At 37.2% G+C, this 23,034-nt stretch carries 18 protein-coding genes and 1 pseudogene; 4 read left to right on the top strand and 15 right to left on the bottom strand.

Annotated elements, in window-relative coordinates:
* Positions 1-693: hypothetical protein (locus GEZ85_RS06290; RefSeq protein ID WP_409349514.1), on the bottom strand; the 693-nt coding region annotated here is incomplete at its 3' end.
* Between the two features lie 378 nt (positions 694-1,071).
* A pseudogene (locus tag GEZ85_RS06285) lies at positions 1,072-1,185 on the bottom strand (recombinase family protein); the annotation flags it as partial.
* 98 nt (positions 1,186-1,283) lie between these two features.
* Between GEZ85_RS06285 and GEZ85_RS06280 the strand changes: the two are divergent.
* Positions 1,284-1,979, top strand: a complete 696-nt coding sequence (locus GEZ85_RS06280; RefSeq protein WP_153209806.1) for a VIT1/CCC1 transporter family protein — start codon at positions 1,284-1,286, stop codon at positions 1,977-1,979.
* 42 nt (positions 1,980-2,021) lie between these two features.
* Here GEZ85_RS06280 and GEZ85_RS06275 read toward each other — a convergent pair whose 3' ends face one another.
* The 10 genes from GEZ85_RS06275 to GEZ85_RS06230 form a co-directional block, all read right to left on the bottom strand.
* Positions 2,022-4,010: an ABC transporter permease gene (locus GEZ85_RS06275; RefSeq protein ID WP_153209805.1), complete on the bottom strand. Its 1,989-nt coding sequence runs from the start codon at positions 4,008-4,010 to the stop codon at positions 2,022-2,024.
* Between the two features lies 1 nt (position 4,011).
* The gene (locus tag GEZ85_RS06270) at positions 4,012-4,770 is read right to left on the bottom strand and encodes an ABC transporter ATP-binding protein (protein ID WP_000173372.1); all 759 of its coding nucleotides are present in this window, start codon (positions 4,768-4,770) and stop codon (positions 4,012-4,014) included.
* Between the two features lie 545 nt (positions 4,771-5,315).
* Positions 5,316-6,860 (bottom strand): hypothetical protein, encoded by a 1,545-nt coding sequence (locus tag GEZ85_RS06265; protein WP_084924286.1) that lies wholly within the window; start codon positions 6,858-6,860, stop codon positions 5,316-5,318.
* 3 nt (positions 6,861-6,863) lie between these two features.
* A complete protein-coding gene (locus tag GEZ85_RS06260) occupies positions 6,864-7,535 on the bottom strand; it encodes a hypothetical protein (protein WP_084924284.1) in 672 nt (223 codons plus the stop codon).
* Between the two features lie 196 nt (positions 7,536-7,731).
* Positions 7,732-8,004: a PspC domain-containing protein gene (locus tag GEZ85_RS06255; protein ID WP_001085044.1), complete on the bottom strand. Its 273-nt coding sequence runs from the start codon at positions 8,002-8,004 to the stop codon at positions 7,732-7,734.
* Between the two features lie 58 nt (positions 8,005-8,062).
* Complete coding sequence (locus tag GEZ85_RS06250) at positions 8,063-8,512, bottom strand: SprT family protein (protein WP_153209807.1); 450 nt, start codon at positions 8,510-8,512, stop codon at positions 8,063-8,065.
* A complete protein-coding gene (locus GEZ85_RS06245) occupies positions 8,499-10,628 on the bottom strand; it encodes a Tex family protein (protein ID WP_153209804.1) in 2,130 nt (709 codons plus the stop codon). The genes GEZ85_RS06250 and GEZ85_RS06245 overlap by 14 nt, the downstream gene beginning before the upstream one ends.
* 93 nt (positions 10,629-10,721) lie before the next feature.
* A complete protein-coding gene (locus tag GEZ85_RS06240) occupies positions 10,722-12,203 on the bottom strand; it encodes an AAA family ATPase (protein WP_153209803.1) in 1,482 nt (493 codons plus the stop codon).
* 27 nt (positions 12,204-12,230) lie between these two features.
* A complete protein-coding gene (locus GEZ85_RS06235) occupies positions 12,231-14,867 on the bottom strand; it encodes a DEAD/DEAH box helicase family protein (protein ID WP_153209802.1) in 2,637 nt (878 codons plus the stop codon).
* A 3-nt stretch (positions 14,868-14,870) separates the two neighbouring features.
* Complete coding sequence (locus tag GEZ85_RS06230) at positions 14,871-16,886, bottom strand: DNA methyltransferase (RefSeq protein ID WP_153209801.1); 2,016 nt, start codon at positions 16,884-16,886, stop codon at positions 14,871-14,873.
* 1,025 nt (positions 16,887-17,911) lie between these two features.
* Between GEZ85_RS06230 and GEZ85_RS10490 the strand changes: the two genes are divergently transcribed.
* The 3 genes from GEZ85_RS10490 to GEZ85_RS06215 are packed head-to-tail and all read left to right on the top strand — an operon-like array spanning position 17,912 to position 19,761.
* Positions 17,912-18,043, top strand: a complete 132-nt coding sequence (locus tag GEZ85_RS10490) for an SPJ_0845 family protein (RefSeq protein ID WP_000268685.1) — start codon at positions 17,912-17,914, stop codon at positions 18,041-18,043.
* Positions 18,044-18,949 carry a permease gene (locus GEZ85_RS06220; RefSeq protein ID WP_153209800.1) on the top strand — a complete coding sequence of 302 codons (906 nt, stop codon included), beginning with the start codon at positions 18,044-18,046 and terminating at the stop codon, positions 18,947-18,949. It abuts the gene before it with no gap.
* On the top strand, positions 18,946-19,761 hold the full coding sequence (locus GEZ85_RS06215; protein ID WP_045611789.1) for a TIGR03943 family putative permease subunit: 816 nt from the start codon (positions 18,946-18,948) through the stop codon (positions 19,759-19,761). The genes GEZ85_RS06220 and GEZ85_RS06215 overlap by 4 nt, the downstream gene beginning before the upstream one ends.
* A gap of 126 nt (positions 19,762-19,887) precedes the next feature.
* Here GEZ85_RS06215 and GEZ85_RS06210 read toward each other — a convergent pair whose 3' ends face one another.
* From GEZ85_RS06210 to GEZ85_RS06200, 3 genes are all read right to left on the bottom strand, one after another.
* Positions 19,888-20,940, bottom strand: a complete 1,053-nt coding sequence (locus GEZ85_RS06210; RefSeq protein WP_000521318.1) for a hypothetical protein — start codon at positions 20,938-20,940, stop codon at positions 19,888-19,890.
* Between the two features lie 8 nt (positions 20,941-20,948).
* Positions 20,949-21,722, bottom strand: a complete 774-nt coding sequence (locus GEZ85_RS06205; RefSeq protein ID WP_001194457.1) for a nucleotidyltransferase domain-containing protein — start codon at positions 21,720-21,722, stop codon at positions 20,949-20,951.
* A gap of 151 nt (positions 21,723-21,873) precedes the next feature.
* A complete protein-coding gene (locus tag GEZ85_RS06200; protein WP_153209799.1) occupies positions 21,874-22,809 on the bottom strand; it encodes a bifunctional riboflavin kinase/FAD synthetase in 936 nt (311 codons plus the stop codon).
* Between the last annotated feature and the right edge of the window lie 225 nt (positions 22,810-23,034).

Below are 23,034 nucleotides of genomic sequence, written 5' to 3'. Positions count from 1 at the left end.
ATATAAGTATAAAATACAAGTTAAAGAGCTAATAATAATTATCATGAAAATAAATGATATCTTCATATAATAACTCAACAGTGCTGCTATTAAAAATATCAACACTGCTATTACTAAAAATTTTCCTACTAATTTTTCATAAAACTTTCTATTTGAAAACTCTTGATTTTTATGAAGATAATTTTTTCTTATTTCTTCTAGATACTTTGCATTATTAATTAAATTAAAATACTTTCTTTCTCCTAAAGGAATAATATACACGATTAATAAAAACACTAAAAATATAATCGACCAACCTAAGTAATCTCTACTGACGAATACCAATCCTGAAATTGACAATACCATCACTATAAATTCACTCTGAAACTTAGCTTTCTTAAAAATGATCCTAGAAATTACAGGTATTAGTCCAATTAAAGAAATTTTTAAAATCCATATAAATTCTTTGATATCAAAAGTAATATTAATTATTTTTTGTGGAATATTTCCTCCATTCATAATATAATGATAAACACTCGGCGTTTGATAAATCCCATATTTGATAAACGGTTCTAAAGTAACAATCAATAGCGGAACTACAATCACACAAAAATATGATACTAACAAAATAATATATGTTAAAGATAATATATCTTTTTCCTTATCATTTCTACACACTCGATTTATTCTAGCTATCAATTCATTAATCACCATGTTCACTCCTTTTCTTTTTTTGCGATTAAAACAACTATTTAACAATTACCTACTTTTTAACGGTTTAATTTCAGCCAATACGTATCAAATTACATTAGCTTACTTCAATACTACCTCTACAATTCTTTTATTTCTAACTATTTTGAGTTTTTATTGTATTATTCACTTAATCCCCATTTCTGTGGTAATGAGTTTTATCATACAATTATCTCCTTTTTTGAATTAGGGGGTGTGCAAAGTGCATTTAGGGTTTGCACCTTGTAACGATTTATGTATCCCCCTTTATTTCTTCAATCTGTCTAATCTTATTTATTATACCATAAAACCAATATGACTCTCCACAGAAAAAAGCCAGATTATATTTCTATAACCTGACCATTTTCGAAGTAAGGCATCCCCTTTGTACTTTTCATTTTGCAACATACTTTTTACTGTAGTATAGCTCCATACCTTTTTACCTTTGATGTTTGACCCATTAGAGAAGGTAACAATATTTTTACATCATTAAAATCGTGCAACTTTTTTCAGATACTTTTAAAAGATTGATTTCATTATCTATTTCCTTTATACTGGATAAAAAGGAGAATAGTATGTCAGAAACAAATCACGAAATCGATTCAAATTTTGCAGGTCGTTTAAATATCCTGCGTGCGGGTGTTCTTGGTGCTAATGATGGAATTATTTCCATTGCTGGTGTGGTTATTGGGGTTGCCAGTGCTACGATCAATATCTGGATTATCTTTTTATCAGGATTTGCAGCTATCTTAGCTGGTGCCTTTTCAATGGCTGGTGGAGAATATGTATCCGTTTCAACTCAAAAAGATACTGAGGAAGCGGCCGTTGCGCGTGAGCAACTCTTGCTAGACCAAGACATGGAGCTAGCTAAAAAGTCCCTCTATGCTGCCTATATTCAAAATGGTGAGTGTGAAACATCAGCCCAACTTCTCACCAACAAAGCCTTTTTAAATAATCCGCTCAAGGCTTTGGTAGAGGAAAAATATGGGATTGAGTATGAAGAGTTCACCAATCCTTGGCATGCTGCTATCTCTAGCTTTATTTCTTTTTTCCTTGGTAGCTTACCACCAATGCTTTCAATTACCATTTTCCCAAGTGAATACCGCATACCTGCTACTGTCCTTATCGTCGGTGTGGCTCTTCTTCTCACTGGCTACACAAGTGCTAGACTTGGAAAAGCCCCGACCAAAACGGCTATGATTCGGAACCTTGCTATTGGTCTCTTAACTATGGGCGTTACTTTCCTGCTCGGACAACTTTTCAGCATTTAGAACATAAGAAATACCTCGATTTTGAAGTCGAGGTATCTTTTTTTACATTTGCACAATTTTACGATAACTTCTAGAAGTAATCATGAAAATCAGCACATAGGCGATGAGGAAGATAGCGCAGATAGACAAGGTCACAATCAACATCATATTCGTATCTATTACACCAATTACTTTTAAAATCAGACTAAGCATATGGTAGGCAAATGCTAGATGTATGAAGGCAAAAAGCAAAGGAAGGAAGAAAACAGTTAAAACCTGTTTGTTGATGGTTTGCTTGATTTGCTTTTGATCCAAACCGACTTTCTGCAAGATAATAAAGCGTTCACGGTCTTCATAGCCTTCAGAAATTTGTTTGTAGTAGATGACCAGAACGGTTCCGATCATAAAGATAATGGATAGGAAAATACCGATAAAGAAGACACCACCAAAGAGGGCACTCATCTGAGAACGAGCATCTGCTAGATTGCTACCATAAACATAGCTATCTTCTGTGTTTAATTGAGCATTAAACTGATTGAGGTAGTTTTCATACTCTTCAGCGACCTTGAGTTGTTCTTCTTCACTGATATTTACATTCATACCGCCGTAAAACTGATTATAGATAGCCGAATCTGGGAATTGATCCAAAAAGGCTTGTAAATTAGGTACAACAAGGTAATTGTAATCAGTAGTCAAAATATTAAACTGATTTGGGACATGGTTGACAATAAAATCTTTATTAAATTCTTCTTTGACAGAAAATTGATGATCATTTAGAGTTAGTACTTTCTGTCCTTTCAGTCCGTCATTTTTGGCAAAGAGACCGACCTCATTTCCTGATAGAGACAGTTTTTGACCAGTCATATTTTCATAATCTTTTTGGTCAAATACCATGAAAACTGTTTTTGGTTGGACACGGTTTTGTCCTTTTTCAAAAATAGTTAACTTGGTTCCTTCTTGATTTGCAATACCAAAGTTACTGTAACGAAGAACTTCTTTCTCTTTGACACTATAACCTTTGTCACTTGCAAACTGGCTCAAGAGTTTGTCCAAATCTTCTTTTTCAACATTTTTTCCAGTAATTCCAAAGTCATGCGGATTTAGAACTTTTTTTAAGCTTTCTGCGGAATTGAAAATGCTTGTCGCTGCTGACATGGTTACCAAAACCATTGTTGACAAGATAGCGATAGTTGCTAGTCCAACCGCATTTTTCTTCATACGGAAAATCAAGTTAGACACTGAGATCAGGTTATTAGGTTGGTAATAGTATTTCTTGTTTTTCTTTAAGATTTGGAGGAAGACTGTAATTCCTGCATTGAACAAGAGATAGGTCCCAAAGATAACCAGTAAAACAGCTAGGAAGAAAGTTGTTAGGGCTGTAAGAGGATCGGTTACCGTAAGGGCAAGATAATAGCCAATCCCTAAACTTATGGAACCAAGAATAGTTTGGAGAGGTAGGAAACGACCTCTTTTCTCTCCGCTTGCTTTCTCACGCGAGAGCTGGAGGGCATTCATACGGGCGATTCGAAGGGCATTCAGGAACATGAGGCCTAGGAAAATCAATCCAAAGACAACAAGTACTGCAATGACAACATTCATTTGGAAGGTAGCGACCAGCTCAACCTTCAATTTCATCAGTTTGAGCAAGAAAGCGAAAATTAACTTGTCAAACAAGGCTCCAATACCGATACCCGCTCCAACAGTTAGAATCCCAAATACCACTAACTCCTTAAAGGTCATACTGATAAGATGACGCTTCTCCAAGCCCAACATGCCATAAATTCCTAGTTCCTTGGAACGGTTCTTCATTACAAAACTATTGGCATAGAGGACGATAATGGCTGACGCAAGGGTGACGACAAACATACCAAATCCAAGTGTAGCCTGAATGGTTGTTCCTCCACGGATTTCCGCAATCTTGGGATTGAAAGTTAGGGAGTAAAAGAGATAGGTGACGGTGACTGCCAAGAGAACAGCCAGTGCAAAAGGATAATAGAGTTTGCGGTTTTTAATCAAGTTCGATACCGCTAACTTATTGGTTAATCGAAACATACTAATTCACCTCGCTTGCCATGACAGTCAAGGTATCAGAAATTTCTTGGAACATCTGACGTTCTGTCTTCTCTCCACGGTAGATTTGGTTGTAAAGAATGCCGTCTTTGATGAAGAGCACGCGCTTGGCTCTACTAGCTGCTGCCGTTGAGTGGGTTACCATGAGAATGGTTTGGCCACGCTCATTGATTTCATCAAAGACATCAAGTAAGGCTGCAGATGACTTGGAATCAAGGGCTCCTGTTGGCTCGTCCGCAAGGAGAATTTCAGGTTCTGTGATGATGGCGCGTGCTACTGCTACACGCTGTTTCTGACCACCAGAAATCTCGTAAGGGTACTTCTCTTGTAATTGGTTGATGCCTAGATTCTCAGCTGTCACCACCAATTTCTTCATCATCTCCGTAATAGGTCTTCTTGACAAGACAAGCGGAAGCAAGATATTATCTTTTACAGAGAGAGTATCTAGCAAGTTAAAGTCTTGGAAGACAAAGCCCAGCTTTTCACGACGGAAGCTAGAAGCCTGTGAATTTTTAATGGTTGCGGTGTCAGTTCCATTCAAGTAAACCTGACCACGAGTTGGTTTATCCAGCATAGCTAGAATATTGAGAAGAGTTGATTTACCAGAACCAGACTCACCCATGATGGCAACGTAGTCACCCTTTTCCACGGTAAAGTGAATGTCCTTGAGGGCCTCTACTTGGTTGCCCTGAAAACGTGTTTTGTAAATTTTTTGAACGTGTTTTACATCTAAAAGTGTCATGAGAATCTCCTTTCTTAATATCCCATCAAATGAAATGTTGCTTGCATCATAGCGCATCCCAGCTGAACGCGCTCGATATCTTTGTGGCTTGGTTTTCTTGTTTTCTTATGTAAGATTTGTTTCATGATGTTACTCCTTTGTTCTTTATGAGTCTAGTTTACATCAAAAAAAGATCGCTTGCCATAACCTAACCTTACAAAAGAGACTTTAATCTTACATTTTTGTAAGATTGGGGGAAATGTAGCCATTTCATTAAAAATATTTTACCATAAAAAGAAAGTAAGAAGAAAACCCTTGCAGATACAAGGGTTCAAAAATTTTAAAATAGATTAGTCGAATTCATAGACTAACAGTAAAATAACTGTTTCTACCTCACCAAAACCAGCCTTCATTATCGTCAATGGCCTGGACTTCTTTGCGTTTCTTTTTCAGCATTTAATAGTTATTGACTGATTTAACTTAATAAAACTAATTTCAGATAGAAAAAAATTGTCTTTTATAATTATAAATATATTCGTACTTATAAAAGATATTCAATCCGACTATTATAAATATCCTACACAATTTACACCTATAACTCCTCTTCTTAGGAATATCGTATGAAGTTTCTCATGCTCAAATTGTTCATATTCAAATCGCTCGTATTCAAATTTCTCATATTCAAACGGTTCGTATTCAAACTTTTCATATTCAAAAACTTCAATTCCTATTTCTTTTAATACTTCTTCTGGCAACTCGTAATCTTGATCTACTAAACCAAATAGAGTAAATCCTGACTCAACACAAAATGATAGCACTGGATTGTATATTGAAGAGTAAATAACAGAGCCAGCTATTGATCCTACAAAACTACCTATCATGTATCCTAAAGGAACAACTTCATTAAGTTGAGAAAGAAATTTAGGTAACGGAATTTTGATATATGCTTTTCCTAATAATCCCATTGAAAATGCACAGGTTGTAATAAACATTTCTTTAATTAACTCGGTCACCATCTCACTTCTATTCATCTCGCCAGTAAATGCTTTATACGAGTTCTTCATCGAGTTCATTACTAGTACTGTCACTACACCTATTACTGATGGATTAGCTTTTTTAAGAGTCTTTCCAAATACCCCAGACAGACAACTTGCTGTAATTGCTGCTGAAACTGTACCTCTTACAAATCCTTCGCCTGCTCCTGTAAGTGCTGCAAAACCTATTTTTTTAAATTGTCTTTCACCGACATATCCATTCTTAATTAGATAAGCTATTGCATTCCATATTTCAGGTGCAACTTGCAAAACCATCGATATTGTTGCTGCAGTTAAGCCAGCCTTGTATGATTGTTTTAATATATGAGTGTATTTAATAAGCTCTTCAGTTGTTAAGTGTAAATCCTCAGAATTTACTCCACCCTCTTTAGCCAATTGCGCTAGATCGTGAGCTTCTTGTTTAGATAAAGGAATTGACTCATTTCCTTTATTATCTCTAACTCTATCACTCAGGTAATTTCGAGTATCCTCATACTTATTAAAACCTTTGGGGGAATTAATTGAATACTCTCGCCCTTTACTTTCTAATATTGCAATAATTTCCTCAAGTTGATCAGATGGAACAATTCTATGTTGTTCAAAATAGACTGTAGTATTCGGATCTATTTCTTTGTCCATACTTCTCTTTTCTAAATAGATGGGAAACTCATCTTTTATACCTTTAGGTTTATAATCATTATAGCAATCAATAATACTCTTTGACTGTTGTTTAGCAGTCGAAGTAGCATCTTTATAATATTTTAAACCAAACTTAGCATCGAAGTTTACTCCCGTAATATCAGCAGATCCAAAATCATGGCTACGATCAACTTGTACTCTGTTTTTTGAGGAATTAATAACTGCCTTAATATTAAAGGTTCCGCCGTGCCAAAATTCAGCAGCATCTCCCTTTAATGTTTCTACAAGTGAACCACTTGATTTAAGATTATTAATAGAGTTCATCAAATTATCTATCTCTGAATTTACAGTATCTATATACTGCTCTCCATCTACAATTCCTGCAAAATTACCAGCTCGCTTTTGAAAGAATTCATATCCCTCTCTAAAACCATCCATTCATCACCCCTCCAAGAACTCTGATAATCCATCCATGTATAATATTAAAGTCAAAGCTCGGAATTGTTGGTCAGTAATTTTTCTCTGATCATCTGTTGTTGTAATCCATTTTGTAGCTTCTGCAACCGCATTGACTGCATCCGCTGCAATAGCTGGCACAGGTCCCAAGAAAGATAATAATGTATTTCCAACATTCATCATAATATCAGGAATATCACCCATAACACCAACAGCTGCGTCTAGTGCTTGTTCATGAAGTGGTTTTTTAAACTCTATTAGTTCAAACTCAGTCTTGTAGTCACTACAGAGATTAATAAATTCATTGTAACTATCTGGGTTATCTATAGTACTTGAAACTAGCATCATACCACGCTTGCCTAACCATCCATATTTCATTCCAAGTTGGTCAAATTTTACAGTCATACTTGGTATTTCATCTTTACTAGCTTGATTTTCTCCTATAAACAAAACATGTTCATTAGACGATATTGTAGACATATTATCTAAATAATGCTTTTCTAACCAAACACTTACTTTAATTGCACCATCTTTAGTTCCTATAATTACGTCTTCTTCATCGTCATTAGCACTTACAAGTTGGCGTAAGTAATTAGCATATCCAACTGTACTCTCATCACATACAATAATTAACTTTGTTATATTTAGTTCGAACATAAAAAACTCCACATTTTATGAATATTATTTTTCGATTATGATTCCATTTAGTAACTCTCTTTATAGATTCTTGAAAAATTTTTCACTATAATAATCAAAATCGTTTTATACGCTTATTATACCATTTAGCCATAGATTCTGACAAGATGAAAAAAGCCTTGTATTATATAATACAAAGCTTATTTTCTTATTTACCTCACCAAAACCAGCCTTCATTGTCGTCAATAGCTTGGGCTTCTTTGCGTTTACGTGGGCCTGTTCCGTACATTTCTGCTTCGATTTCTTCCTTGGTAGGCATGATAGAAGCTAGGATGATATAGATAATCACGCCAAGTCCAAAGTTTGCGACTGTAAAAATGGCAAATAAGAAACGAACAAGGGTAACATCAAAGTTCCACTTGTCTGACAGACCTGCCAAAACTCCTGAAATCATACGATTTCGTCTCATTTTATAAAATTTACTGTTCATGATATTTCCTCTTTCTGCTAGGTTAGACATAGTATAACACGGGTAGGCTCGGCTTTCATCAGTCCTCAGGCTGATTTATTAGTAGCAATTTACCTCGACAAAGTCCACAGCGATAGCGTTTGATATCAATCTTTCGCTTGCGATGATAACTTTGCTGGCAGGATTGGCAACGATAGAGCTTAATTGGTTTGGAGTTGCTATTTGGCAAGGTGGGCACAAAGCGTAATCCATCCACTGCTTTCAACAGTTCCTTAAAATCCCGATCCTTGTGTTGATAGCCCTTCCCTTGAAAATAGAGGTGATAATGACAGAGTTCATGTCGGACAATTTTCCTAAAAACATCCAGACCCAGTTCCTGATAAACCTTTGGGTTGAAATCCAAATGCCCATCTTTGGGGAAAAATCGCCCACCTGTCGAACGTAGACGACTATTCCACTGGGCATAATGGATAAAAGGTCTGCCGAAGTCTTCTAGCGAAACTTGCTTGACGTAATCAGTCAGTTTCATTTGGAGCGAGGAGCGACAGATTGACTTTTTCACGTTCAGTATCAATTTTCTTGACCCAAACGGTCACCAAATCTCCGACTGACACAACTTGACTAGGGTGTTTGATAAACTTGCGACTCATATGGGAAATGTGAATCAAGCCGTCTTCGTGAATTCCAATGTCAACGAAGGCACCAAAGTCAACTACATTACGCACCACACCCTCTAGCTTCTGACCAACCACTAAATCCTTGATATCTAGGACATCTTGGCGAAGCACAGGTGCGTCAAAGGAATCACGGAAATCTCGACCTGGTTTGAGAAGATCTGCAATGATATCTTTAAGAGTTTCTGGACCAAGGTCTAGCTCTTGCGCCATTTCCTTGACAGAAAGGGACTTAAGCTTATTTTGTGCTTCTTCATTTAAGTCCTTGATATCCAAGCGTTTGAAGAGCTCCTTAACCGCAGCATAGTTTTCTGGGTGAACCCCTGTATTATCAAGGATATTTCTACTTTCAGGGATACGGAGGAAACCAGCTGCCTGTTCAAAGGCCTTGGCCCCCAGACGAGGAACTTTCTTGATTTGGGCACGTGAAGTAATTTTTCCTTCTTCCTCACGGTATTTGACGATATTTTCAGAGATGGTTTTATTGAGTCCAGCTACGTGTGAAAGAAGAGCAGGACTGGCTGTATTGATGTTGACACCGACTTGGTTAACCACTGTATCCACGACAAAGTCCAAACTTTCAGACAACTTCTTCTGGCTGACATCGTGCTGGTACTGACCGACACCGATTGACTTAGGATCGATTTTAACCAACTCTGCAAGAGGATCTTGCAAACGACGGGCGATAGAAATAGCAGAGCGTTTTTCAACGGTCAAGTCTGGAAACTCCTGACGAGCAAGTTCGCTGGCAGAATAGACCGAAGCACCACTTTCATTGACGATAACATAGCTGACTTCTGGAAAATCCTTAAGGACTTCTGCCACAAAGGCTTCACTTTCACGACTGGCCGTTCCATTTCCGATTGCAATAATCTCTACACCGTATTGACCAATCAAATCTGCCAAATCTTTCTTGGCTTCTTCGATTTGACGAGCTGATGCTGGTTTGACAGGATAAATGACCTGAGTCGTCAGCATTTTCCCTGTTGCATCCACGACAGCTAGCTTGGCACCTGTACGAAAGGCTGGGTCAAACCCAAGAACCACGCGCCCTTTCAGCGGAGCAACCAAGAGGAGATTGCGCAGATTATCAGAAAAGAGTTGGATAGCTCCTTCTTCTGCCTTTTCAGTTAATTCTGTACGAATACGGCGCTCGATAGCAGGCAAGACCTTTTTCTTAACAGATTGCTGAACCACTTCATCAATATAGGCATTCTTCACCTTGAAACGAGCAGCAAAGAAAGCTAGGATACGATCCGTCGCATGTTCAAAGCCAACTTTCAAGATGCCTAATTTTTCCCCACGATTGAGAGCCAAGGTACGATAACCCTGCATATTTCCAACTGTCTCTGAAAAATCATAATAAATCTGAAACACCTGCTTTTCATCAAGACTTTCATCTTTAACTTGAGAAGTTAGTTTAGAGTGTCTCAGCACCTCCTGATAAGTCATGGCACGTAAATTGACATCTTCCGATAAGGCTTCGACTAAGATATCAACTGCACCAGCCAAAACTTCTTTTCCTGTTGCAAATCCTTCACAGACAAACTTCTCTGCCTCTTTCTCTAAGTCAGCTACATTCTGCAAGATTAAGCGAGCAAGTGGGAATAGCCCAGCTTCACGAGCAATGGTTGCCTTGGTTCGACGTTTTTCCTTGTAGGGAAGATAGAGTTCTTCAACGTCTGCTAGTTTTTCGGCAGCTAAGATAGCTTCTTCCAATTCCTTGGTCAACTTGCCTTGTTCTTGAATCTTAGCCAAGACAGCTTCCTTACGGCCGTTGAGGTTAGTCAGACTTTTATCCAGGTCGATAATGGCCTTAATCGCCACCTCATCCAAACTACCAGTCATGTCCTTTCGATAACGCGCGATAAAGGGAATTGTCGCCCCCTCAGCCGTCAAACTTAGAACGGTATCGATTTGCTTTAAGGTTACACCCAAATCTTGGGAGATTTTTTCATATTTTTTATCCATAAACCTATTATACCATAGAGCAAACAGCAGTCCAAAATAATAATATTCCCATAACCCAAAACAGGACGTCTATGTCAAGACATCCTGTTTATTTTACACTAAATCATGTAAAATATTCAAAAGTAATTCTGTTGACTCTTCCAATTCTTCTGTAGTATATCTGTTATTTTGATTTTCTGGATGATGAATGATGTTGCGAATTAAAGTTGGAAGAGTTTTTAGCTCTTGCTGAATATTCCCGTTTTTTAATAAACGATGATAGTCTTTATCTTGAGTTACGCCTTTATCTACAAGCCATTTGTCGAATTCTTTCTCGAAATAATTTTTTTCATCCTCATCGATCGCTTTTGCTTGGATAAATCCATATAATTCATTGTGAAATTCCACGCTGTTTACTCCAAAAGCAGTGTAGTTTATTTCTCCTATTGTCGGTGAGGTAGTTCCGAATAAATTTAATTCCCGCTTATCCGATACAAAATTCACTCCGTCGTCATTCTTGGAAAAAATATTGATTTGCTGAGTTCTACAGTCAAACTTTTTTAACAGGTAAGGAGAATGAGTCGTAATAAAAACTTGATATTTTTCCGCAATTTTATTAAGTGAATCGATAAGTTTATCTTGCGCTTTAGGGTGTAAAAATGTCTCAGGCTCATCAATAAAAAACATAATTGGCTTAGATAATGTTTCCTCTTCATTATCAAGCACACCAGCATAAACTTGAATTAAGCTTAAAGCTAATGCCCGTTGCATTCCAGTACCTTTTTCTGAAACAGAAGTTGAAATACCATTATCCGAAAGAAGAAGACTACCCGTCTTAAAGAAATTATCAATTTCAGGCAATCCAAAATTAAATTGTACCTCACCATCTCCATACTGCTCTTTCAACACGGAGGAAATTTTAGTCGCAATTCCTTCAAGAATTCTACCCAATCCTTCATCTCCAAAAGTTTTGTTATGAGCATCTTGAAATTTTCTCCAGGTATCACCTTTTTGAAAATCTTTTGTTATATCATTAATTATTTTACCTATTATTTTGGTCTTACCAAAATCTTGATAATCTTCATTCCTTATATCCGAATATACAAACTGAGCATCAAATAATGCCGTAATCGTTTTATCAATGCCTGTGGGGTTTTCAAACCTCTTTATATCATCTTCCTCGGTTGAATTTGGATTATAAATCCTTACTTTTGAGATATCTAAAGAAACTGTTTTTTTGCCTTGCGTTACTTCACATTCCTGAGACGACCTTAAAACCCTAAGACTATACGTACCATCTTCATTGTCGATTACATAGTCACTGTATTTATTAAGATTTAGGTTTTCATCATTAACTATTTCACTGAGATCTGCACCTTTGAATTCAAGTTCGACAGATATATTTTCAGTCTCAAGACCCTGAGTTATAAAATCTAACTTGTTTTTTCCACTCTGAATAAATTCAATTGCTTTAAAAATTGTCGTCTTACCACAGTTATTATTTCCTACGAAAAAATTTACACCTTCCGAGAACTCAATAACATGCTCTCCTTTAAAACTCTTAAAGTTTACTAGTTTAATTTTAGAAATATACATTTTCTTATCTCCTACTCACGTTATGTATTAAAGTGTCCGTAGTTGTTCCTTGACCTCGTCCTTACTTATCGTCTCATTAAAGAACGGCAAACCTACAATCCGATAATGTTCATCATCAACTAGCGTCCTCGCCTCATCTCGTTCAGAGATTTGATACAAGAACTCTTGTTTCCAGCCCTCCTTACTATTTTTGAAAGTATTATCTGCGTCCAAGAATTGACTTCCTTTCGGTTCAATGAAAATCTGCCAAGAAACATTCCCTGTATTTTTGTCGTTAGCGAACATGAGAAAGTCTGGTTCAAAGGCTTTCCCATTAGCAAAACTATAAATCTTTACAGCTTTTTCATTTCGAAGTAGGTAGATATCTGTCCATTTTTCTTCAAGTTCAGTCATCAAATCTTTAATCAAACGGACGAGAAGTTTTTCCTCGCTTGTGCCGAAGTTGTCATTGTAAGCGTACCAGTCTAGATTATCCAAATCTTCGAAATATTGGGTTTCGGCTATATTTTTCTGTGACAAACCAAACTCTGCTTGGCTTTGATGGTTAATGGTGTATTTTCGCAAGATATTATCTTCAAACAAGTCCTTTATTTTGTATTTTTCGAATTTTTCTGAACCGAAGAAGCGCTCCTCGGTCGCAATCAAATCTTTTTCAATGTGATGGAGAAGTTTTTCAGTAATATAAAGTTTGTCGTCTGGGATTAAATCATTCACTAGTTTGTATTGAGACTCCACTCGCATATCAATATCTGAAAGCATATTGATAAATCCAGCAACATTTGCCAATCCTACGAAAGCTTTCTGTAGATTATCGAACGAGAACTTTTTATTGCGATTGATAGCCGTTCTGACAATATTGTTGCTGATAACTTTGCCAAATTTGAAGGTAATCACCTCTAATGAATCCGAAACATAATTTCCTTCATCAAATGCCTCAATATCTCGCACAATATGGGTTGGGAGTTTGACTTCGAAAGATTTGGGAATGAAATTCGTATCAAATAGACTTTCTTGACGTTGTTCAAGTAGTTGCTCATAAGAAAGGCGTTTATTCATCCAAACGACGCCATCTGTGTAGGTTCGCGTTTTCTTGAAAGACTCCTTAAGCTTGAGCTCACGTTCTTCCAGATTTTGGTCATCATAAATCCCAGATTCACGCAAGACTTGCTTGAGTTCTGAAATATAGCCAGGATTATTAGCAGAGTGATAGTGAAGTTGCTCAATCACACGGAGTTCGTTATTTTCATTGTCATCAAATTTACGAATGTATTTTTCTTCAAAATTATCTCCAATCACAAAAGGATAATAACGAGCACCACGGCCAATTAACTGCTTCTCGGTGTTGGTAGTTTTTCCAGCGACAAATCCGTTTTTTGTGTTCTTCCCATCACGGGTGTCATAAAGTCGGACAATGTCGAAAAGATTGAGAACGTCCCATCCCTCGTTCAGCATATCTACAGCAAAAATTGCACGGATTTCATTAGTTGGTTGCTCCAAAGTGTTGAGGAGAGTGAGACTGTCCTTATTTTTGTTCTTTCCATCTACTAGGAGTAGGCGTTCTTTTCGAAAATCTTCCTGAAGCTCAGCCACCAAGTCTGCGTTAGAAATACCGACTTTTTCGAAATAGGAAAATGCTTTTTTCAAAATGTTTGATTTTTCATCCATTTCTGAAAAAAGCTCTCGCTGGGCTTGAATATCAGCAGAGACAATATTTTCCAGCAAATTCAAAAATTCGTCCAAATTTTCTTGGCTCTCAGCAATCTTCTGCGATTTGAACATAACCAAAGGTTTCAGATTGATGCCATTTTTTAGCGCTATTTTCTTGCGGTATTGGCTGATGATAATAGCCTGCAACATACGATTATTGACTTCGCCATCCACCAGATGAAAGAGGACATCTTTCGAATACTTGTCCAGTCGAAATTCCTTCAAATCATATTTGAAAAGTAAGGATTTTTCGTACTTTTGAGCTAAGGTTAGATTTGTTAGGTCAATCGTTGCCGTAAACTCAAAAATACTGGATTTTTTAGCGGTGTTCTGGATAGCTTCAATGGTAGATGTCCAGCTGGTGTTGTCTTTTTTCTCGTTTGTATCCAGTCCAGCATTCAAGTGATGGGCTTCATCCGCCAACATGACAACAGAAATATCCTTGAACTGCTCATAAGACAGACGATTTTCTCGTGGCGTATTCAGGTCTTGGTGGAGTTTTTGGATGGTGGTGAAAACGATATTGATACTATCTTCACGGCTATCTGAAAAATCCATCACTTCACGAACTGTCACGATTTGCCCATCCATGACAATCTTTTCCGCAAAAAGGTACTTACCAGAAGAGCTCTCCAAGAAATTATCCTTGGTTTTGGTAAGAATATTGTCGTTATTGACAAAGAAGATGAAGTTTCGCTCACCTTGCTGGTACTTTTCCAAGATAACCGTCGCCATCAAAAGCGTCTTCCCAGAACCAGTCGCCATATTGTAGAGGACTTGCTCTGGAATAGCACGATTGCTATCTGTTTTATAGTGAAGGTAGCGTCCAATAGCCTCCTCTTGATACGGACGCAAAGGATGTTTCAGGTTTTTAGTAATGTAATCTGGCAAATCTACTCGAAAGTTTTTGAAGCCAGAGCGACTGACGGTGTCATAGGTTTCGTAAATGAAAGGCATAGCTTACTGTTCCTTCCCGTAGAAAGCGTGATTGAGCTCTTTATCTTGAGCGGAAATCCCGTAATCAATATCGTCAATATCCGAGTAATTCACGTAGAGATTGTTATTATCAATAATCTCAGATAGGATTTGCTTTTGTTCTGCTAATGAAATCTTTTCGAATTCATTAGCTTTCAGTTTTTTAGGCTCAATTCGATAAGATATGAAGGAAGATTTTTTGGCAAGTTCAAATAGCTCCAGTAGTTCTTCTGTTATTGTCGCTTCGGAAATAGCATTCTTGAAGTCTTGGGCGTCATTTTTAAGTTCAGCGTAAACAAAGCTACCGCCACCAGACCAATTGACATCTTTTGAAATACCTTTCTCGTCTTTTCCAGAGGTTACATTTACTAATCGCTCAATTGTCTTTTCTATTTGTCCGTCCATCTGTTCAATTGAAATATATTGCCGTTTTAACTTCTGTGATGTCGCAGCTGTTGAGCCTGAACCTCCGAAGAAATCCAAAACAATCTCGTTTTCCTCTGTACTCATTTCAATAATATTTTGAAGTAGTTTCTCGGGCTTTTTCCCATTAGGAAAGTCAACCAAACCTTCTTTTGAAAGATTGTTATACTGAATACTGTCCCATAATGTGGTTAGCTTTTCCTTGTAAAGCAAGTTCCCTTCACCATCTTCCGTTAACATATCCGACAGAAACATTACCATACGCTTTGTATTGGTATAAAATATCTCTATTAGTTCGCCTTGATTTTTCCCTTTTGACGGTACATAGCTAACACTAACGAAACCACTTTCTATATTTTCAGTTTCACGAATTAAAGTAGTTCTTACAGATGATTGAGCATTAGTTGATTGAAATATTTTCTCTGGTATTGAATTATAAATCTCTTCTTCTGTTAAACCATGATCGTTAGCATATTGTCTAACTGAACAAGTCTTTGCATTTGGATAATGATAATAAGCTCTCCCATTCTTGCTGTCAGTTTTAATTAGCACTTTCTCACCTAAATCCAACAAAACAGAAGTGTATTTCCAACTTTTGCCTGCTTCAATATACTCAGTTTGAATATATTCCCAAACTGGTGTCATTGCAAAAATCGGTTTCAAGCTAATCGACTCCTTGTTTTTAGCATAGACTTGAATAAACTCGGTAGCATCTTTCAGGCTCTTTCCTTCTGAACTTCCAGATACTCCTCCAATTTTTGTTTTTACAGTAACTAAGTTTATAAAATTTTCGCGACCAAAAACCTCGTCCAATAGTACCCCTAGATAATTTACTTCTCCATCATCAGTTTGAACCCATAATAGCCCATCTTCACTTAGCAACTCTCTCGCTACTTCCAGGCGATTCTTCATAAATACTAACCAAGTAGAATGGTTAAAGCTATCATTATACCCAAAACTGTCATTTCCTGTATTATACGGCGGGTCAATATAAATGAGCTTGACCTTTCCAGCAAAACGTTTTTTCAAACTATGCAGAACGATAAGATTATTCCCTTTTATGATAAGATTATCAGTATCTTTTATCTCTTCCACGTTATGCACACCATCTTTGTCGTATCTCTTGAAATTAGTCAAGACCTTGTCATCCAGCAAACGATTGATTTCTGTTGGAGCGAGTGTTTCATTAAAGAAAATCTCCTGACGCTTGGCATCGTCCTTAGTCTGTCCACCCTCAAGTATGCAATCTTTGTATGGAAAGCTCAATACAACATCATTGTTTTCAGACAGGTACTTCTCACCTGTCGCTAACCCAATTTTAGTTTTATACGCGGTAAAGCTATCTGGTAAGAACTCCTTGTTGTTGAGAAACTGTAAAAAGACATCCTTCTTAAAGACGAGAATACCTGTCTCCAGCTTAGAAAAGAAGTGATTAGAGATTTTTTCATCACTCATCAAGAGACTGAGGAGTTCAGGATTATACTGTCGTGCTAATTCTGCCAGTTTATTTTTATTGAGTGCGCCTTCCACCATAAAGGTGCCATTTTGTGCCAGAAGCTGTTCCAGTTCTTGTTTCATATAAAGTTTACCTTTCAGTTATAATTTAGCGAAGGACTGATAGGATTCCTTTATTATGAATATAATAAAGGAAGGGTACCCTTCCTTTATTATGAATATAATAAAGGAAGGGTACCCTTCGGGTTTTTCAAATTTTTCTGATTCTATTATAGCAAATTTTGAGTCGTTTCTCACACTCTTCTTGTTACTAACCGACTCCCAATTTCTTCAAAAAACTAGAGATAGAAGCAACCTATATTCTTTTAATAATTTTAAGTTAGATTGGAAGCAAGTTGATGAGAAAAACTTTGAGATGTTTCATGATTCGAGTAAGGATAAAATTCCTAAGATGCACTTGTCTGCTTGAATATTCAAATGAAGTAAAATCTTTGAAGGTAGCAATCAACATTATAGCCTGTAATATACTTTCCCTAATAATCCACATTCTACAACACCATTGCCTGCCCATATATCGGATTTTTCTCCTCAAGATACTCTTTCAATTCGAATTTGGAAATTTATTTCCAGACTGTAAATTTTACATAAAAAAAGCTGGGCTTCCTTAACAAACAGAGTAATCCTTCTCGAGTATTAATAAATAAATTGTGAACGACTATAACGTTAAACAGAATTAGTCAAACTTGGCAATAAAATCAACCCACAAAACTTTTGGGTATCGATGCCAAAATGGGTCTGCACCGAAGTTGTGGGACACCTACCAGCAATCAACTTACCAGTGTTTATTAACAATCTAACCGTTAAAAACGGCGTTATTGATTTTGCGGTAATAAATTTTGAGTAGTTCATCAAACACACTGAAGTTTATGAAATTAACACCACAGTAGAAATCAATCATCAAATGGGTATATTGCTGAACAAAAAGTTTGGCTAACTGCTCAAAAAAAGTATCAGAGGTATGGATATTATACTATAAGGAACAGATCTTGTTTTACCTTACCTATTTTTGCATCTTTGATTATCAAAATAATCCCTTTTCCTCAAAATAATAGTATAATAGAGGTAGAATTTAGAATCGAGGTACACCTATGGCTGTGAAATTTACAAAACGAGACGACTTGGACAAGATGTTTGAAGAGTTTGCGAAACTCCCTGATTTGAAACAAGTTACTTTCCCTGATGACAAAGAGAAAAAAGCCAAAGCAGAAAAGAAAAACTAGATGACTGCTTTCCAACAACTCCCATCTAGTGTGCTTCAGACTGGAGCCATTTTTCTCTCCATTATCATTGAAGCCCTCCCTTTCGTACTGATAGGAAGTATTGTCTCAGGTCTGATTGAGGTTTATATCACACCTGACAAGGTTTATCATTTTCTCCCTCGAAATCGTTGGGGGAGAATCTTTTTTGGAACCTTCGTCGGGATACTTTTTCCCTCTTGTGAATGTGGAATCGTCCCGATTATCAATCGTTTTCTGGAAAAGAAAGTTCCCAGTTACACGGCTGTTCCTTTTCTTGTGACTGCACCAGTTATCAATCCCATTGTTCTATTTGCGACCTATTCTGCCTTTGGCAATTCCTTTCACATCGCCCTGTTACGAGCTCTGGGGTCCATCGTTGTGGCTGTGATACTTGGGATTTTTCTAGGATTTTTCTGGCAAGAACCCATTCAAAAAGAAAATCGTCTGGCCTGTCATGAGCATGATTTTTCTCATTTGAGTCCTGCAAAAAAAGTTTTTCAGGTCTTTGTGCAAGCCATTGATGAATTTTTTGATACGGGGCGTTATTTGGTATTCGGATGTCTCTTTGCCTCTGTTATACAGGTCTACGTTCCGACTCGGATTCTGACCTCTATCAGTGCGACCCCTCTTTTTGCCATCCTGCTCTTGATGCTTTTGGCCTTTCTTCTGTCGCTCTGTAGCGAGGCGGATGCTTTTATCGGTGCTTCTCTTCTCTCAAGTTTCGGTTTGGCACCAGTTCTGGCCTTTCTTGTGATTGGCCCAATGCTGGATATCAAGAATATTCTCATGATGAAAAATTACTTGAAAGCACGATTTATCAGTCACTTCATTACGATTGTGACTCTGATCGTTTTAGTCTATTCTCTCTTGATTGGAGTCATCCTATGATTCGATTTTTAGTTTTAGCTGGCTATTTTGAATTGACCATTTATCTCCATCTGTCGGGCAAATTAAACCAGTACATCAACATGCACTATTCCTATCTGGCCTATATTTCCATGGTGCTTTCCTTTATCTTGGCAATCGTCCAGCTGTATATCTGGATGAAGCAAGTCAAAACCCACAGTCATCTGAATAGCCGATTATCTAAAGGAACTAGTATTGCTCTTCTTGCCATTCCAATTGTCGTCGGTTTAACTTTTCCAACTGTTAGCTTGGATTCTCAGACCGTTTCTGCCAAAGGCTATCAATTCCCCTTATCAGAAGGCACGGATCAAGCCATTCAGACAAGTGAAGGGACGACAAGCCAATATTTGAAACCAGATACCAGTTCTTATTTTTCAAAAACAGCCTATGAAAAGGAGATGCGAACTGCGGCGGATAAATACTTGTCCCAAGATAGCATTCAGATTACGAATGAAAACTATATGGAAGTCATGGAAGCTATCTACGACTATCCAGATGAGTTTGAGGGTAAGACAGTCCAGTTCACTGGCTTTGTCTATAATGACCCCAGTCATGCCAATAGCCAATTTCTGTTCCGCTTCGGCATTATTCACTGTATCGCGGATTCAGGTGTCTATGGATTACTGACCAAGGGAAATACCCGTCAGTATGAGAACAACACCTGGATAACAGCCAAAGGAAAACTGGTCAATCACTACCATAAAGAACTCAAACAAAACCTCCCAACCTTGGAAATCGATAGCTTTACCAAAGTCGATAAACCAGAAAATCCCTATGTATATCGCGTGTTTTAAAAAAGCAAGCTAAGACCATAAAAGTTAAAACGAACAAGTTCTTTTCTGAATAACAGAAAAAGAGCCTGTTCGTTTTTTGTTAAATAGTCTATAGTAAGATGTCATTTTTGATGTTTTATAACTTTCTTATGTTGTATAAAAATCTATTGACAAATCGCTATCAGACTCGTATTTTTTCCAAGCTAAGCTGAATCCATAATAATCTTCAAATTCAGGGTGCCAGTCATAATAAAGTGGAATACGACTATATTTTCTTGCAACAACTTCGTCTTCAAATTCTGGAGATTCCCCAGCAGTAATACCAAATTGAAGGCCATTTAGTTCCCAGCTATTGCCCCAAACGTTTTCATCTGAGAGAACATCGATCCATCTCGAGGCATCAATATCAAAATCAGCACACAACTCTAGTTCATAGAATCTTCTACAGTTAATCTCTGAAGGCTTTATATAAAGGGCGCTATCTACTTGGTACTTTTTATCTTTGACTTGAATCTGTGTGATTTTCATTGGAATCGGAACTCCATTTAATTCTAACCAGAAATAGCCTAAGGGAGTTTTGATAACGTAATATGTTTGCTGAGGCGCTGGTTTAGAGTTTTTAGAGCAAGCATCAAAAATTCTTCCAAGCTTAATTAAATTTCTACAAACGTTTTTCGAAGTGATTGGGTCGAAATATGAATACCTACGAATGACACGTTTTAACTTTTGAACAGGAAAAGTAATATCCCTTGGTAGGGCATGATACTTCTGCACAACTAATGCAGTTTTTTCAGTATTTTCCTTCCCTACTGGGACAATAACAGCGTGCCCAATATGGATATTTGGGTCATCGCAGATATAAGTATAGCCATTTCCTCCCTCCTGAAACTCAACAACAACGATATTTAACTCTTGATCCGGATCAAAGAGAGGCTCGACCTTTTCAACTTCTTGGCGTTCATAAAAAGTAAAGCGATCTCCATCTCCGTCTTCGCCAAAAACCATGAAACTACCGCATTTAGGACACTTCCACATATAAAATGAAGCCTCTGAAATGTCTTCATAAGAAATTGAATCATTACCATCTTTTTTATTCATGATTTCTACTAACAACTCATCCGAGTAAACTGAATAAGCATTTGAATCGGGCGACCTATGGTCGTTCATCGCTTGCCCGCATTTACATGTCCATTTACCCATAAACAACCTCAGTCATGCCCTAATTCTTCAAGAAAAAATTGATTTAGAGCTTTCCAGTCTTTCTTCACCTCGGTAACACTTTGAACGTATGCATCCAGCTCTTTGATGTTTTTGATGATGTAGTGCTGGATTGGCATTATCGGATCAATTTCCATACCTTCAGGCCCATTTATCTTAATGTCTAGCAAGCTTGAAACATGCTCCTGCATTTGAGACGGAAGTAATTCTTTGACCAAATCATCAAACAAAATCGGTGGAACAGAATGGTATTTTTCAATCCAGCGACAAGCCAAAATAGGACGCAGCGCATAGAAATACTTTTTAGGTTTGACCTTATCTCCTGAAAGATACTTATTCATTTGAGTTCTTGCAGTGTTCAAGTAATGGTACAGCATTTTTTTCTCAGAAAAATACTGGGTTGCAAGAGGACGTATTCGTTCAATAAAATCCGTCTGTTGATAAATAATTGGAGACTGTAACCATTCAAATAGTGTAGGATTAGACTTATAAAAAAGTTTTAAAGTCTTGTCTAAATCCCAGCCACTCACATCCCAAGTATCGTCAATTGGTAGTTCGATAACATCGCGCTGTTCATTCAAACGGAGATAAAAATCTTGCTTGTGTTTGTAGATAAATCGTACATCAAAGTCACTATCGGGAGACTCAAAGCCCCAAGCACGACTACCAGACTCAATAGCCCACAAAACTGTGACATCGAAATCACGCTCAATTTCTGCTAATTTTTCAGGTACCAGTACATTCATTTCTTCTTGCGTTTGCATAATAAAGCCTCGTCTATAATTTGAACATAAACAGTTACTAAAATAGGAAACTAGGAGGACTGAAAGTGCTTTGTATCAAACTATCAAAACTACTACCAAAATAACTAATCCATCTAGTAGCTTTTTCAGACGTTTTCTATACCTGAGACCTTTAAATGACAGAATATCCATCCTTCCAATTCCGAGCAATTTCTTCATCTTTCTGGAGTTGGTCTACCAGTTCTTCAACGGAATCAAATTTGACCATTTCACGGACACGGTCTAGCCAGTAGACAATAACTGTTTCACCGTAAATGTCATCTGAAAAATCAAAAATATTGACTTCAAAACGTGGCTCTTCTCCATCGAAAGTAACATTTTTCCCGACACTCGCCATTCCACGATATCTTTTACGCTGCACTTCGACATCGACTACGTAAACACCATCTGCTGGCATATAGGTTCGATCTCTTAAAACTAAGTTTGCTGTTGGGTAACCGATAGTCCGTCCACGTGCATTGCCATGAACAACCATTCCACGTGACGGTAGAGGAGTGCCAAGTAAATGACCAGCTTCCCTGACATCTCCATCAAGAATAGCTTGACGAATACGAGTAGAACTAATTTTCCCCTTTTCATCCTCAACAGGAGGAACAATGATGATTTCTCCATCAAAATAGTCCTTCAAATCATCCGCAGTTTTCTTATCAGAACCAAACGTGTAATCAAATCCCGCTACAATAATCGCTGGTTTTAATGCTCTAACATAGGTATCAAAGAACTCTTGCCCCGTTAAACTAGCAAATTTACTACTAAAGTCAAGTAGGAAAAGAGCCTCTACTCCGTGCCATTTCATCTTATGTTCTCGTTCTTCATGGCTAACAATATGAAGCATTAATTCTGGCTTGTAAGGTTGCAAAGCAAGCTTAGGGGACTCTGTAAAGGTCATCACAACAACTGGAAGATAATCTTTCATCGAAGCCTTACTAGCTACTTCAAAAAGCTTCTGATGTCCCTTATGAATACCGTCAAAATAGCCTAAAACAAGAACTGTTTTATCCGGTACTGCGATGTCTTTTTCATTTTTTATAGGTACTGTTGTAATCATGAAACTATTATATCATAGAGAAAGCCTTTTCGCTAAAAGGAAATCCCAAATGTCGTTTTTTGGGCTCTATAATATTTGTAGTGGGTAAATCCCCTATAGATATTATGGAGCCTATTTTGTTGTAGAAAAAAAGTCCCATATCATCTATAATGAAAAGCGACCAAACTATCATTAGAAAGAATCATATGGAACAATTACATTTTATCACAAAACTACTCGACATTA

It is taken from the genome of Streptococcus mitis (genome assembly GCF_009496205.1).
Classification (GTDB): domain Bacteria; phylum Bacillota; class Bacilli; order Lactobacillales; family Streptococcaceae; genus Streptococcus; species Streptococcus mitis_BN.
The sequence above is the reverse complement of the archived record's forward strand: the minus strand, read 5'-3'. Positions and strand labels throughout refer to the sequence as shown.

What these genes read in the sequence shown, in the direction of transcription:
- GEZ85_RS06280 (WP_153209806.1), top strand. Translation starts at nt 1,284, where the DNA reads ATGTCAGAAACAAATCACGAAATCGATTCAAATTTTGCAGGTCGTTTA.
- GEZ85_RS06275 (WP_153209805.1), bottom strand. Translation starts at nt 4,010, where the DNA reads ATGTTTCGATTAACCAATAAGTTAGCGGTATCGAACTTGATTAAAAAC.
- GEZ85_RS06270 (WP_000173372.1), bottom strand. Translation starts at nt 4,770, where the DNA reads ATGACACTTTTAGATGTAAAACACGTTCAAAAAATTTACAAAACACGT.
- GEZ85_RS06265 (WP_084924286.1), bottom strand. Translation starts at nt 6,860, where the DNA reads ATGGATGGTTTTAGAGAGGGATATGAATTCTTTCAAAAGCGAGCTGGT.
- GEZ85_RS06260 (WP_084924284.1), bottom strand. Translation starts at nt 7,535, where the DNA reads ATGTTCGAACTAAATATAACAAAGTTAATTATTGTATGTGATGAGAGT.
- GEZ85_RS06255 (WP_001085044.1), bottom strand. Translation starts at nt 8,004, where the DNA reads ATGAACAGTAAATTTTATAAAATGAGACGAAATCGTATGATTTCAGGA.
- GEZ85_RS06250 (WP_153209807.1), bottom strand. Translation starts at nt 8,512, where the DNA reads ATGAAACTGACTGATTACGTCAAGCAAGTTTCGCTAGAAGACTTCGGC.
- GEZ85_RS06245 (WP_153209804.1), bottom strand. Translation starts at nt 10,628, where the DNA reads ATGGATAAAAAATATGAAAAAATCTCCCAAGATTTGGGTGTAACCTTA.
- GEZ85_RS06240 (WP_153209803.1), bottom strand. Translation starts at nt 12,203, where the DNA reads ATGTATATTTCTAAAATTAAACTAGTAAACTTTAAGAGTTTTAAAGGA.
- GEZ85_RS06235 (WP_153209802.1), bottom strand. Translation starts at nt 14,867, where the DNA reads ATGCCTTTCATTTACGAAACCTATGACACCGTCAGTCGCTCTGGCTTC.
- GEZ85_RS06230 (WP_153209801.1), bottom strand. Translation starts at nt 16,886, where the DNA reads ATGAAACAAGAACTGGAACAGCTTCTGGCACAAAATGGCACCTTTATG.
- GEZ85_RS10490 (WP_000268685.1), top strand. Translation starts at nt 17,912, where the DNA reads ATGGCTGTGAAATTTACAAAACGAGACGACTTGGACAAGATGTTTGAA.
- GEZ85_RS06220 (WP_153209800.1), top strand. Translation starts at nt 18,044, where the DNA reads ATGACTGCTTTCCAACAACTCCCATCTAGTGTGCTTCAGACTGGAGCC.
- GEZ85_RS06215 (WP_045611789.1), top strand. Translation starts at nt 18,946, where the DNA reads ATGATTCGATTTTTAGTTTTAGCTGGCTATTTTGAATTGACCATTTAT.
- GEZ85_RS06210 (WP_000521318.1), bottom strand. Translation starts at nt 20,940, where the DNA reads ATGGGTAAATGGACATGTAAATGCGGGCAAGCGATGAACGACCATAGG.
- GEZ85_RS06205 (WP_001194457.1), bottom strand. Translation starts at nt 21,722, where the DNA reads ATGCAAACGCAAGAAGAAATGAATGTACTGGTACCTGAAAAATTAGCA.
- GEZ85_RS06200 (WP_153209799.1), bottom strand. Translation starts at nt 22,809, where the DNA reads ATGATTACAACAGTACCTATAAAAAATGAAAAAGACATCGCAGTACCG.